The 13,667-nt window shown below is 41.9% G+C and carries 11 protein-coding genes; 5 read left to right on the top strand and 6 right to left on the bottom strand.

Features of this window, described 5'->3' with window-relative positions:
• Window position 1: 1 nt before the first annotated feature.
• The 6 genes from D2V08_RS02745 to D2V08_RS02720 all read right to left on the bottom strand — a co-directional run bounded on the left by D2V08_RS02745 (window position 2) and on the right by D2V08_RS02720 (window position 8,958).
• Complete coding sequence (locus tag D2V08_RS02745; protein WP_119606584.1) at window positions 2-2,500, bottom strand: heavy metal translocating P-type ATPase; 2,499 nt, start codon at window positions 2,498-2,500, stop codon at window positions 2-4.
• A 67-nt stretch (window positions 2,501-2,567) separates the two neighbouring features.
• On the bottom strand, window positions 2,568-3,119 hold the full coding sequence (locus D2V08_RS02740) for a helix-turn-helix domain-containing protein (RefSeq protein WP_119606583.1): 552 nt from the start codon (window positions 3,117-3,119) through the stop codon (window positions 2,568-2,570).
• Window positions 3,120-3,142: 23 nt separating this feature from the next.
• Window positions 3,143-3,499 (bottom strand): heavy metal-binding domain-containing protein, encoded by a 357-nt coding sequence (locus D2V08_RS02735; RefSeq protein WP_147374054.1) that lies wholly within the window; start codon window positions 3,497-3,499, stop codon window positions 3,143-3,145.
• Window positions 3,500-3,515: 16 nt separating this feature from the next.
• A complete protein-coding gene (locus D2V08_RS02730) occupies window positions 3,516-4,736 on the bottom strand; it encodes a TolC family protein (RefSeq protein ID WP_119606581.1) in 1,221 nt (406 codons plus the stop codon).
• Entirely contained in the window at window positions 4,733-8,473 is a 3,741-nt protein-coding gene (locus D2V08_RS02725) for an efflux RND transporter permease subunit (RefSeq protein ID WP_119606580.1), read from the bottom strand. The genes D2V08_RS02730 and D2V08_RS02725 overlap by 4 nt, the downstream gene beginning before the upstream one ends.
• 92 nt (window positions 8,474-8,565) lie before the next feature.
• Entirely contained in the window at window positions 8,566-8,958 is a 393-nt protein-coding gene (locus D2V08_RS02720) for an HYC_CC_PP family protein (protein WP_119606579.1), read from the bottom strand.
• A gap of 133 nt (window positions 8,959-9,091) precedes the next feature.
• Here D2V08_RS02720 and D2V08_RS02715 point away from each other — a divergent pair, with 133 nt between their 5' ends.
• From D2V08_RS02715 to D2V08_RS02695, 5 genes are all read left to right on the top strand, one after another.
• Window positions 9,092-9,544 (top strand): XrtF-associated fRMsr-like GAF protein, encoded by a 453-nt coding sequence (locus tag D2V08_RS02715; protein WP_119606578.1) that lies wholly within the window; start codon window positions 9,092-9,094, stop codon window positions 9,542-9,544.
• Window positions 9,545-9,637: 93 nt separating this feature from the next.
• Window positions 9,638-11,167 carry a bifunctional phosphoribosylaminoimidazolecarboxamide formyltransferase/IMP cyclohydrolase gene (purH, locus tag D2V08_RS02710; protein WP_119606577.1) on the top strand — a complete coding sequence of 510 codons (1,530 nt, stop codon included), beginning with the start codon at window positions 9,638-9,640 and terminating at the stop codon, window positions 11,165-11,167.
• A gap of 55 nt (window positions 11,168-11,222) precedes the next feature.
• Entirely contained in the window at window positions 11,223-12,251 is a 1,029-nt protein-coding gene (locus D2V08_RS02705) for a rod shape-determining protein (RefSeq protein ID WP_119606576.1), read from the top strand.
• 65 nt (window positions 12,252-12,316) lie between these two features.
• Window positions 12,317-13,129 carry a rod shape-determining protein MreC gene (mreC, locus tag D2V08_RS02700; RefSeq protein ID WP_119606575.1) on the top strand — a complete coding sequence of 271 codons (813 nt, stop codon included), beginning with the start codon at window positions 12,317-12,319 and terminating at the stop codon, window positions 13,127-13,129.
• The gene (locus D2V08_RS02695) at window positions 13,126-13,632 is read left to right on the top strand and encodes a rod shape-determining protein MreD (protein WP_119606574.1); all 507 of its coding nucleotides are present in this window, start codon (window positions 13,126-13,128) and stop codon (window positions 13,630-13,632) included. Before mreC ends, D2V08_RS02695 begins: the two co-directional genes overlap by 4 nt.
• Window positions 13,633-13,667 lie beyond the last annotated feature (35 nt).

The following is a 13,667-nucleotide window of genomic DNA, read 5'->3' as shown; positions in this document are numbered from 1 at the left end:
TTTAGTCGATTGATTTAGTTCGTAATCGTAATGCATTGGTTATCACCGACACGGAGCTAAAGCTCATGGCCAAAGCGGCAATCATGGGCGAAAGCAAAATCCCAAAGAAGGGATAGAGTACACCAGCGGCCACTGGAACACCAATGGTATTGTATATCAATGCAAAAAATAGGTTTTGTTTTATGTTTTTCATTACGGTCTCACTAAGATTCCGTGCTTTTACTATACCGTGCAGGTCACCTTTCACTAAGGTTATCATAGCACTTTCAATGGCCACATCGGTTCCTGTGCCCATGGCAATACCCAAGTCGCTTTTTGCCAAGGCTGGGGCATCATTTATTCCATCACCCGCCATTGCAACAACTTTTCCTTCACTCTGCAAGCGTTCAACTTCTTTCATTTTATCCTCGGGCAAGGTCTCGGCTTTAAAATCATCCAGATGCAACTCATTGGCCACCGCTTTAGCCGTCGTGGTATTGTCGCCCGTAAGCATTATTACCTTTATTCCCTTATCCTGAATAGCCTTGATGGCCTTGGCACTTGTCTCCTTTATTTTATCCCCAATGGCTACAAAACCATGACATTTACCATCAATGGCCAAATAGGAGACCGTTTTGCCTTTTTCTTGCGCTTTTTTGACCTTTTCCTTCATCTCATCAGAGATTTCAACATTGGCCTTTTCCATCAATTTGATGTTCCCCAAATGAATTTCCGAATCCTTGATTTTACCTTCAACACCCATTCCCGTCACAGCATTGAAAGATTCCGTCTTCAGAATATTGACATTCTTTTCTTTGCCATAATTTACGGTAGCTTGTGCCAAAGGGTGCTCGCTATTGGCATTTACCGATACTATATATTGTAGCAATTCTTCTTTTGAATAATCATCCGAAAACACCTCCAAATGGTCAAAAGTGGGCTTGCCTTCGGTAATGGTTCCTGTTTTATCAATGATCAGGGTGTCTACATCCACCATTTTTTCTAAGGCTTCCGCATTTTTAATCAAGACTCCATTTTGGGCACCTTTTCCTACCCCTACCATTACGGACATGGGTGTGGCGAGACCAAGTGCACAAGGGCACGCAATGATCAATACGGCAATAGCATTGATCAAGGCATAAACATAGGTTGGCTCTGGACCCCAAATAGCCCAAACAGCAAAAGTCAAAATTGAAATAATCACAACCGTCGGCACAAAATAGGCGGATACTTTATCAGCTAAATTTTGAATGGGTGCGCGGCTTCGACTGGCATCATTCACCATCTGGATAATTTGTGAAAGCAAAGTGTCGCTACCCACTTTTTCGGCCTTCATCAAAAAGGTTTGATTCCCATTGATGGTTCCACTGCTCACTTTGTCATCCACTGTTTTTTCAACTGGAATGGGCTCTCCTGTAATCATCGATTCATCCACCGAAGTGTCTCCTTCTGTAATGATACCGTCAACAGGGATTTTTTCTCCGGGTTTCACACGTAGCATATCACCTTTTTCAATAGCGTCAATGCTGACCTCAACTTCTTCTCCATTCACAACTTTAATAGCCTTGTTGGGAGCCAGTTTCAATAATTCCTTTACCGCATTATTGGTTTTGCTGTGGGCCCTGGCCTCCAACAATTGCCCTAAAAGCACCAATGTAAGGATTACCGTGGCCGCCTCAAAATACACATGCACGGCACCTGTTTCCCCCTTGAACTGGTCGGGAAAAAATCCTGGGAACAATAATCCAAGTACACTAAAAACAAATGCCACACCCGCACCGATACCAATGAGGGTGAACATGTTCAGGTTCCATGTTTTGATACTTCGATAAGCTCTTTCAAAAAACATCCAGGTAGCATAAAAAACCACGGGAAGCGATAGGGCAAACTGAACCCAATTCCAATATTTTGGCTCCATTAGCTCATGCAACGGATTATTGGGAATCATATCGCTCATGGCAATCAGGAAAATGGGCAATGTGAACGCAAGGGCAATCCAAAACTTTTTGAGCAGTTTTTTATAGGTTTTTTCCTCTGCGCTGGCTTCCGGTTCTTTGGGCACTAAATCCATTCCACATTTTGGGCAAGAACCCGGACCATCCTCCAACACTTCGGGGTGCATAGGACAGGTCCATTGTTGTTTGGAGTTTACAGAGGTATTTTGCTCCTCCACCAAATCCATCCCACAAACAGGACAATCGCCAGGTTTATCGTAGGTTTTGTCTCCCTCGCATTGCATTGGGCAATAAAAAGTGCCATTTCCATTGGAAACAGGTTTCTTCTCTTCTTTCCTTGGTTTATGATGATGGCCTTCAGTATGAATGCCGTAACCGCCCCCATCTTTTTCTAAAGCTTCCTGAAACTTTTTGATTGGAATGTGTTCCTCCATCTCAATCACGGCTTCGGCTTTTTCCAGATTCACCTCAACAGCATTGACCCCCTCCACTTTGGAAAGGGTTCCTTCTACATGATTTCTACAGCCATTACAGCTCATTCCGTGTATGTGATAGGTATGTTTCATCTTGTTTGTTTTTTATTCAAAACTAGCTGAAAACCAGCTGTAAGCTTTTCACAATTCTGGATATCTTTTATACAATTTGATCTAAAGGCCTCCGATTCCAATCTTGCACTTTTCGGTATTCACTCATGGACATCCCTGTTATGGATTTAAACTGTTTGGCCAAATGACTACTGCTCTTATAGTTCAAATCATAAGCTATTTCAGAAAATGTCTTGTTCTCCATCTGGATTTCTTCCTTTACCCGCTCAATCTTCAAGAGGATAAAGTATTTTTCAATGGTCAGGCCTTCCTTGGCACTGAACATTTTACTGAGCACCGAATAATCTTTGTTCATTTTTTCTGACAGGTATTTCGAGAGATTTTGATGCATATCGTCTTTCAAAGCATTGATCAAGTGTTTTTTAATGTCAGCTATATAGCTATCATTTACATCTTCAATCAATTCAAAACCATTTTTGACCAAAATCTCCCGAATACGCTCCATTTGTTTTTGTGCCCCATCAGAAAATTGGACTTCTCCCAAATCCATATGTACCACCTCGATGTTCGCATTCTGAAACTCCTGTTTCAAAACGTCTTTGCATCTATCGCAAACCATATTTTTTACTTTAATCCGCATCGCTGGTACAATTCAAATCTTTATTAATTGTGGGTATGTCCGTCGGCCATGTGCTCCTCGTTCAATACATAGGTCATCCCGCAAACTGGGCATTTACCCTCTTCATCACTTCCACTACCCTCGCAATGCATTGGGCAAACATATTTGGAGGTATATTCCTTGCCTTCCATTTTTGCGGTTTCCATACCTTCCATGTCATGCCCTTCATGATTCATCTTTTCCATGTCGTGACCTTCATGATCCATCTTTTCCATGTCATGGTCCATGGTTTCCTCCGTAGAAGTTTCTTTTGCTTCCTCGGTTTTTCCCTTGCACGATACCGTAAGTACCAATACTGAAGCGAATGCGATTCCGATAATAGTTCTAATGTTTGTTCTCATTTTTGACATTTTAAATTTACTTGTTAATTAAATAATTGATGATGGCTGATTGTAGATAATACAACTGCACCGATTGTATTTGATTTGTCTGAAATTTTAATTGTAACTCCTGAATGTCCAACACATCGTTAAAGTCGATGGTCCCGGTTTCATAGTTTTTGATTAGGATTTCCTCAGCATCCCTAGCCTGTTTTAGGTTTTTTGCTTGGGTTTGATGCGCAATACGAGCTTGGTTCCATTGAGAAATGGCATTGGCATAGGCATTTTCCAATACGTTCAGCCGCTCCTCTTTTTGCAGTTCAATCTCTTTTTGACGAAGCTCGTTTTGTTTGGTGGTTGATCTAAACTTATTATTGAAAATAGGTACAGAAAAAGTGACCATCGGCATTACAATATCCTTTCCATTATCGCTAAAAACCATATCATCCCGTTCTGAAACAGGTATATAATCCAACCCTATCCCAAAACTTGGAGCGTTTGCTTTTTGATTCAGCAATTCAGATTGGGTGACCGATTCATACAATTGATCATATTTAAGCAACTCAGGGTTAAGGCTCAAATCCTCCTTATTAAAAATTGGGTCATCAACAGGAATGTCCATTTCATCCACCACCTCAACTCCAACACTTTCATCTCGATGCAGTAAATTATTGAAGACAGCTTGCTCTGCTAGATAGGTTTGCTCCAGCACTTCCTTCTGCTGTTGCAGTTCATTTTGACGAATTTGAAGTTTCAAAACATCAACCGCAGAAGCCTTACCCACCTCAACAGAGGTCAAAGCCAAGGTCTCATAGGTTTTTAGCAGTTCTATATTTTCCTTCAATACTTTCTGTTTGGCTTGAACCCCATACAATTTGTAATAGGACTGCGCTACGGACAAGGCCAATTTTCGTTTGGCAATCACAATTTCTGCATACTCGGTCTCTGCCATGGAGCTGGCATAATTTTCACGGGTTGTGATGGTACCGAACCAAGGCAACATCTGCGACACTGAAAACTTGGCACGTTGAGCGCCTGTCCTGGTTTCTGGTTCGCTCACAAAATACCCAGCACCAATGGTGGTATTGGGTAAAGTGTTCACCTCGTTCACCTTTTCCTTTGCGATGTTATAGCGGAGTTCCAAGGCTTGGATCTTGGGACTGTTCAATTCAGCTTCCCGCAAATAATCCTCCAAGGACTGAGCGTTTACCCCAAAAGCTGCTAAAGCAAATACTATGTATATAAATCTCTTTTTCATCGGTTTTGCATTTTAAGTTGCAACTCACTTTTCCAACTGTATAGCACGGGAACCACAAACAATGTGATCAATGCAATCAACATCCCTCCAAAACTTGGAATGGCCATCGGAATCATAATATCACTCCCTCTTCCTGTACTGGTAAGCACCGGCAAAAGTGCCAAAATAGTGGTCGCCGTGGTCATCAAACATGGTCTGATGCGCTTTTCCCCCGCCTCCAACACCGAGGCACGGATGCTTTTTAAATTGTTGGGTTTGTTTTTATCAAAAGTTTGGGTAAGGTAGGTGGCCATCACTACTCCATCATCCGTGGCAATTCCGAACAAAGCAATAAAACCGACCCAAACAGCCACACTTAAGTTAATCGTATGCATTTGGAAAAGGTCACGCAGGTTTTCACCCATAAAACTGAAGTTTAGGAACCAATCCTGACCATAGAACCAAATCATTAAAAAGCCACCCGCAAAGGCTACTGTAATTCCAGAAAAAACCATTAGGGAAGTAGCAACCGACCTAAACTGAAAGTAAAGGATCAAAAAAATAATCAATAGGGCCAATGGAACTACCAGGGACAACGTTTTCTCAGCACGCAACTGGTTCTCATAGGTCCCTGTAAATTGATAACTAATGCCTTTGGGCACAACCAACTCACCGCCATCTATTTTTTCCTGAATCTTGGCTTGGGCATTTTCCACCACATCAACCTCGGCAAAACCATCTTGCTTATCAAAAAGCACATAGCCCACCAAAAAGGTATCCTCGCTCTTAATGGCCTGCGGTCCCTGCTGGTAACGGACAGTTACCAGCTCACTTAAGGGAACGGGACTTCCTTTTTGCACGGGAACATAAATGTTCCCTATATCGGTAGGGTTTTCTCGAAGCTCTCTTGGGTAGCGAACCCGAACACCGTAACGCTCCCTTCCTTCCACGGTTTGTGTCAATGCCATCCCACCAAGGGCAACCTCAAGGATTTGCTGCACATCTTCGATAACCAGACCGTAACGCACCAATTTTTCACGGTCAATATCAATGAGGAGATAGGGCTTCCCAACAATTCGGTCCGCAAAAACAGCTTCATCTTTAACCCCTGCAGCTTCTTTTAAAATAGGTTCGAGTTGAAGGCCAAAGTCCTCAATTTCTTTTAAATCCTGGCCTTTCACTTTAATTCCCATCGGAGCTCGCATTCCTGTTTGAAGCATCACCAGACGCGTTTCAATGGGTTGCAGTTTTGGTGCGGAAGTGACCCCTGGCAATTTGGTCACCTTTACAATTTCATTCCAAATATCATCTGGATTTTTAATCTCGGGACGCCAGTTACGGAAGTATTCACCATCAGTATCAGGAATTAAAAGACTACGATCTATCCTCAATGGTTCGCTCACGTGGTTTTCAGCATACTTTTGTTCGTTGCTCACATCCAAATTCGGATTGGCAAGTACTTTTCCGTTACTCAACTCGAAATAGCCATCGGAATTTACCTTGAAACGTTGCGGACTTCCAGCATCATTTTTCTCATATTCTGAGCGGTATTGAATAATATTCTCATACATTGATAGCGGTGCAGGGTCCAACGCGGATTCGGTTCTACCTGCTTTTCCCACTACGGTTTGAATCTCGGGAACGGTGGCAGCGGCCATATCCAATTGCTGCAATACCCTCTTGTTTTCTTCCACTCCCGCATGCGGCAAAGAAGTCGGCATCAATAAAAACGAGCCTTCGTTGAGTGATGGCATAAATTCCTCTCCTGTGTTGCGCATGATCATAAATCCGAAGACCACGATTAATGAAGGAATTGAGAGAAACAACAATTTATGCTCCAATGCCCAGGTCAAAATACGGCTGTAGTATTGTCTGAAGAGGTAAAATACTCCCAATAAAACACCACAAATCAAGCCAACAAAAAGTAGGTTGATGGCAATACTACGATCAAAGCCCAAGGGTCTCCAATAGGTGGCCAACAAGAAAATGATCGCAGCAACGCAGATACCCACGTTAAGCATCCCCGCTTGTTTCTCCTCCAGAATTTTTCTCAATTCTAGAATTCCAGAAACACCAAAAGCTATCAATGCCAAGCCCAACCAATATCCGAATCCAATAGCAACCAAACCCAAGGAAATCAAAAAGCCATTCCGGATATACTTGAATAGTTGATTTGGGCTTCTCTTTCTAAAAATGATGGCAGCAAAAGGCGGAATCAGAAAGAGCGCTACAATAATGGATGCCGTCAATGCCATCGTTTTGGTAAAAGCCAATGGGCGGAAGAGTTTTCCTTCGGCACCGACCATAGTGAAAACGGGAATAAAACTGATGATCGTGGTCAGTACGGCGGTTAAAATCGCACCTGAAACTTCGGAAGTGGCATTGTAGACCACCTCATTTATGGACAAGTTTTCATTGTTTTCGTCCATATGTCGAATAATATTCTCGGAGAGAATGACACCGACATCGACCATGGTCCCAATGGCAATGGCTATTCCTGAAAGTGCCACGATGTTGGCATCTACTCCGAATATTTTCATGGCGATGAAAACCATGAGAACGGCAATGGGCAACAAACCAGAAATTAGAATAGAGGCCCGAAGGTTGAACACCATAACCACAATGACCAAAATGGTGATGAGAATTTCCAGCGTCAAGGCTTCATTTAGGGTTCCCAGAGTTTCTTGAATGAGTTCAGTTCTATCATAAAAGGGAACAATGGTAAGTTGCGAAGTGGTCCCATCTTTGAAAACTTTAGATGGAAGTCCCGCACTCAACTCTTTTATTTGATCTTTTACATTATTGATGACCTCCAACGGATTGGCTCCGTATCGGGCCACAACCACACCACCAACTACTTCGGCTCCTTCCTTGTCCAAAATTCCGCGACGAACCGCAGGCCCCAAAGAAACTCGGGCCACATCCTGCACACGAATGGAGGTGTAATCCGTTGCAGTCACTACTGCATTTTTGATATCGTCCAAAGATTTGATGTAGCCAAGTCCACGAACTAAGTATTCCGCTTTGTTGATTTCCAAGGTCTGGGCACCAATATCCCGATTACTTTGCTTTACGGCTTTGACTACTTGGTCCAACCCCACGTTGTACTGTTTCATCAGTTCGGGATCTACATCTATTTGATATTCCTGTACAAATCCACCGATAGAGGCTACTTCAGATACTCCAGATGCGGAGGACAATGCGTATTTTACATAGTAATCCTGCACGCTTCTCAGTTCTTGCAAATCCCATCCACCAGTTACATTACCGTCTTTATCACGACCTTCCAAGGTGTACCAAAAGATCTGGCCCAAAGCAGTAGCATCGGGTCCCAAAGCAGGGTTTACACCATCTGGCAATAGATTGTTGGGAAGCGAATTCAGTTTTTCCAAAATACGGCTGCGGCTCCAGTAGAACTCTACATCCTCTTCGAAAATGATATAGATGCTCGAAAACCCGAACATGGAAGAGCTTCGGATCGTCTTTACCCCTGGAATACCCAATAAGGAAGTTGTTAAGGGGTAAGTTATCTGATCCTCGATATCCTGCGGGGAACGTCCAGGCCATTTGGTGAACACTATTTGTTGGTTTTCGCCGATATCGGGAATGGCATCTACTGCCACGGGATTGGTGGGCAAAACACCCCCGGTATCCCAATTAAAGGGCGTGCTCACAACACCCCAAGCCATAAAAACCAGCAGCAGCAATACGGCTACCAATTTATTTTCTATTAAAAATTTGATGCTTTTGTTCAGCATAAAGGTTTGATTTAAACATTAGATCGACTCAAAAAAGTGTATAAACCCAGTTGCCCAACCAATTGGGTCGGGTACATTCAATCTATGTTAAATCAAATAAGGAAAGTCTGGTCCAGAACCTGTACATCCCGTATCAATGGAGGTGGGTTGTACTCACTGAAGGGAGTAGGTTCATCAGAACCAATTTCGAAAAGTAGAAAATAGGTATGGACAAAGCTTACCAAGAAGACTTGCTGGTCCAAACTAAAGTTTTCAAATGAAATTTTTAGATCATCCTGACCTTGAACGGTAAAAGATTCATCGTCACAACAGGATTTTTCCTTGTCCATATCCATGTCCATACCGCAATCGTCCGCATGGGCAAACAAGGAAATATCCATCACCCGGCCCATACAAATATGCTTGTCCACCGTCCAAGAAACCGTGGAAGCCAAGACCAAAAGGGCCATTAATGAGGATAGTATTTGATGAAAAACCTGTTTCATTTGACTACAAAACTACAAAATATTAACATTTATTGTTTTGCTTAACAGAACTTTATCTGTTTTTAGCCTGTAAGCTTCTTTTCTTTTGTCGAACAAATTCAGTATTCAATACATTTGCAAAAAAAATTACCTCATGCTAAAATCATTGGAACCCAAAGTACTTGAAATCGTAAAAGACGAAAACAAATCGATTGATGCCCGTTTGGGGGAAATCTGTGAACTTTTGCGCAGCAATGTCGACCATTACGACTGGGTCGGGTTCTATTTTAAAAATGGGGATAAGAATGAATTGAAATTGGGACCCTACGCTGGCGCTCCCACCGACCACACCATCATACCCTTTGGAAAAGGTATTTGCGGTCAGGTTGCGTTAAGCAACGAGAACTTTGTGGTGCCCGATGTGGCCGCTCAGGATAATTATATCGCCTGCAGCATTGCCGTGAAAGCAGAGATTGTTGTTCCCCTGTTCATCAATGGGGAAAATGTGGGGCAAATTGACATTGATTCCAACACTCCGGACCCATTTAAGGATGAAGATGAGCGTTTTTTGGAATTCATCAATGCCGAAGTGGCCAAAATTTTGTAAAATTTCTGACATTTTGTTGATAAACCGTTCTGCTTTTTAGCTTCAAAAAAAGTATTTTTGTGCGCTTAATAAATTGATTCTAAGACACAGAAGATGACTGCTAAAAAAGCCTCCGCCGCATTAATTTCCGTATTTCACAAAGATGGGCTGGAACCCATCGTAAAAAAATTGGATGAACTTGGTATAACCCTTTATTCAACAGGGGGAACCGAAAAATTTATCCGTGATTTAGGAATAAATGTCGTTCCAGTTGAAGATGTGACCAGCTACCCATCTATTTTGGGCGGACGTGTAAAAACATTGCATCCCAAGGTTTTTGGAGGAATCTTGAACAGGCAGGACAACGATAGCGATGTGTCCCAAATGAAGGAATTTGAGATTCCGCAGTTGGATATTGTTATCGTAGATCTTTACCCATTTGAAAAAACCGTTGCTAGTGGTGCATCGGAACAAGATATTATCGAGAAAATTGATATTGGTGGAATTTCACTGATCAGAGCTGCTGCCAAAAATTTCAAGGATGTGCTTTGTGTGTCATCCATGGAGGATTACGAAGACTTTTTGAACGTGATTTCGGAAGGAAACGGAACCACAACCCTGGAAGACCGTAAACGTTTTGCGGCCAAGGCCTTCAATATTTCATCACATTACGATACGGCCATCTTTAATTACTTCAACAAGGAGAAAGAAGAGACCGTGTTGAAAATCAGCGAGACCAAAGGTAAGGTGTTGCGCTATGGTGAAAATCCGCACCAAAAAGGATTCTTCTTTGGTGATTTTGATGCGATGTTCTCCAAACTACACGGCAAGGAACTATCCTACAACAACCTATTGGATGTTGATGCAGCCGTAAACTTAATGGGCGAATTTAAAAATGACGACCCAACTTTTGCTATCTTAAAACATAATAATGCTTGTGGCTTGGCCACACGAAGCAATATTCATCAAGCGTATGTGGATGCATTGGCGGGTGATCCAGTTTCTGCATTTGGTGGTATTTTGATTTCCAACGTTGAAATTGATAAGCCTACGGCCGAAGAAATTCATAAACTGTTCTGCGAAGTAGTGATTGCTCCCAGCTATGCTGATGATGCTTTGGAAATCTTGAAAGGCAAAAAGAACAGAATCATTCTTATCCAAAATGAAACTGAATTGCCAGACACTTTGGTGAGAACTTGCTTGAACGGTATATTGGTTCAGGATAAGGATTCCAAAACCGACAGTAAAGAAGATCTAAAATCGGCAACGGACAAAAAACCAACTTCAGAGGAAATTGAAGATTTGATTTTTGCCTCCAAATTGTGCAAGCACACCAAAAGTAATACCATTGTTTTGGCCAAGAACAAGCAATTGTGCGCCAGCGGAACAGGGCAGACTTCACGTGTTGATGCTTTGAACCAAGCTATCCACAAAGCAAAGTCTTTCGAATTTGACTTGGATGGTGCGGTAATGGCCAGCGATGCATTCTTCCCATTCCCAGATTGTGTGGAGATTGCGGACAAAGCGGGCATTAAAAGTGTTATACAACCAGGAGGTTCTATCAAGGATCAATTGAGCATTGATTACTGCAATGAAAATGGATTGGCAATGGTGATGACTGGCACTAGGCATTTTAAACATTAATTTTAGTACTTTAGCCGATAATTTTTACCGTTAATCAGAAAAACAAACGATTTCTATGGGATTTTTTGATTTCATGACCGAGGAGATAGCCATCGACCTTGGTACTGCAAATACCCTGATCATCCACATGGACAAAGTGGTGGTCGACAGTCCTTCCATTGTGGCAAGGGACCGAGTTACAGGGAAAATTATCGCGGTTGGTCGCGAAGCCAATATGATGCAGGGGAAGACCCATGAAAACATCAAAACCATACGACCGTTAAAAGACGGGGTAATCGCCGACTTCGATGCTTCCGAGAAGATGATGAACATGATGATCAAGAGTATTCCGGCATTGAAGAAAAAATGGTTCCCTCCCGCACTTCGAATGGTGATTTGTATCCCTTCCGGTATTACAGAAGTGGAGATGCGTGCTGTCCGCGAGTCTGCCGAACGCGTTAATGGTAAAGAAGTATACTTGATTCATGAACCCATGGCTGCCGCCATTGGTATCGGACTGGACATTATGCAGCCTAAAGGGAATATGATCGTTGATATAGGTGGCGGTACAACGGAGATTGCAGTTATTGCTTTGGGTGGCATTGTTTGTGACAAATCGGTGAAAATTGCAGGTGATGTTTTCACAAACGACATTATTTATTACATGCGCACACAGCATAACCTATATGTTGGTGAAAGTACTGCGGAAGCCATAAAAATAGAAATTGGTTCGGCCACAGAAGATTTGAAATCCCCTCCGGAGGATAAGTCCATTCAAGGTCGTGATCTTTTGACAGGAAAACCAAAACAGGTCCATGTTTCCTACCGAGAAATTGCAAAAGCTTTGGACAAAAGTATTCTTAGGGTGGAAGATGCGGTTATGGAAACCTTATCCCAAACGCCACCAGAGCTTGCTGCCGATATTTACAACACAGGCATATACTTGGCAGGTGGTGGTTCCATGCTCCGCGGTTTGGACAGAAGGCTTTCCCAAAAAACCGATTTACCTGTATACATCGCCGAAGATCCTTTGAGAGCAGTGGTAAGAGGTACAGGTATTGCACTTAAAAACTTGGAACGTTATAAAAGTATTTTAATAAAATAGACCTGTATTTTCAACAGTTCTATTAACTTCAAGGAGTTCAAAAACCTTCTTAACGGTACGATTGCATGCAACGCATCATCAATTTTGTTTTACGCTATCGAAATGCATTTTTGTATGCGTTTTTTGCGTTTATCGCCTTGGTGATGACCTTTCGTTCGCATTCCTACCATCAATCCAAATTTTTTAATTCATCCCGATGGGTGACCGGAAGCATTTATGGTGCTGGGTCGGATGTATCGTCCTATTTCAATCTGCAAGAAGAAAACCAAAGGTTGACCGAGGAAAATCAGAGGTTACGGAAAATGTTGTTTAATTCTCAAGAGGATAGTATACAACCGTTGGATTCAACCTTGGCAGTATACGAAGTTTTAAACGCCAGACTCATCAAAAACAGTTTTACCTCTCCCCGCAATTATATTACAATTGACAAGGGAGAAGAGGATGGGGTCCATCAAGATATGGGAGTAATAACCACTGACGGTATTTTGGGCATTGTGGAAAATGTATCCAAAAATTTTGCTACGGTTCAAAGTGTACTCAACACCAAATCCAACATCAATGCAAAAATTAAGGGCACTGAATATTTTGGATCGTTGGTTTGGGATACAAAAGATTATACCGAGGTACAATTGATCGATATTGCCAGATTGGTTCCATTGGTTGTGGGAGATACCATAGTTACAGGGGGAATGTCCAGTATTTTTCCCGAGAACGTACCAATCGGAACCATTAAAAAATATGACCTTAATGCGTCCAAAAGCTTTTACAATATTGATGTTGAACTGTTTAGCGATATGGCCAACATCAAAAATGTGTATCTCATAGAAAACAAGGACAAAGAAGAAATTCAAGAACTAGAGGCAAGAACCATAGAATGAATAATACCGTTATCATAAATATTCTCCGGTTTGCGTTGTTGGTCCTCACACAGGTTCTCATTTTCAACAATCTTAATTTCTTGGGTTTCATCAACCCGATGGTATATGTGATTTTCTTCTATTGGTACCCGATCAAAGGAAATAGAGCCATTTTTATGCTTACCGCTTTTTTATTGGGGTTAGTTATCGACATCTTCTCCGACAACCTTGCATTACATGCTTTAGCATCGGTAACGGTGGCCTATGCTAGACCTGCAGTTATGCGATTTTGTTTTGGAGTGAACTATGATTTCCAAAATTTCAGCTTTAAAAACACCACCAAGGTTCAGCGAATCACCTTTTTGGCCATAATTGTTTTAATTCACCATCTGATATTCTTCTCTTTTGAAATTTTAAGTATCACCCATATCCTGTTAATTTTGAAGAAAGTTTTTGCCACAGGCATTGTAACTTTAATACTTTGTATATTATTCAGTTCACTATTTAGTCCGAAAAGCGAATAAATACGTATTTTTTATCGTTGGTATATATATTGGGC

This window comes from Flagellimonas lutimaris, from assembly GCF_003581615.1.
GTDB lineage: Bacteria > Bacteroidota > Bacteroidia > Flavobacteriales > Flavobacteriaceae > Flagellimonas > Flagellimonas lutimaris.
This window is presented reverse-complemented; position numbering and strand designations above follow the sequence as displayed.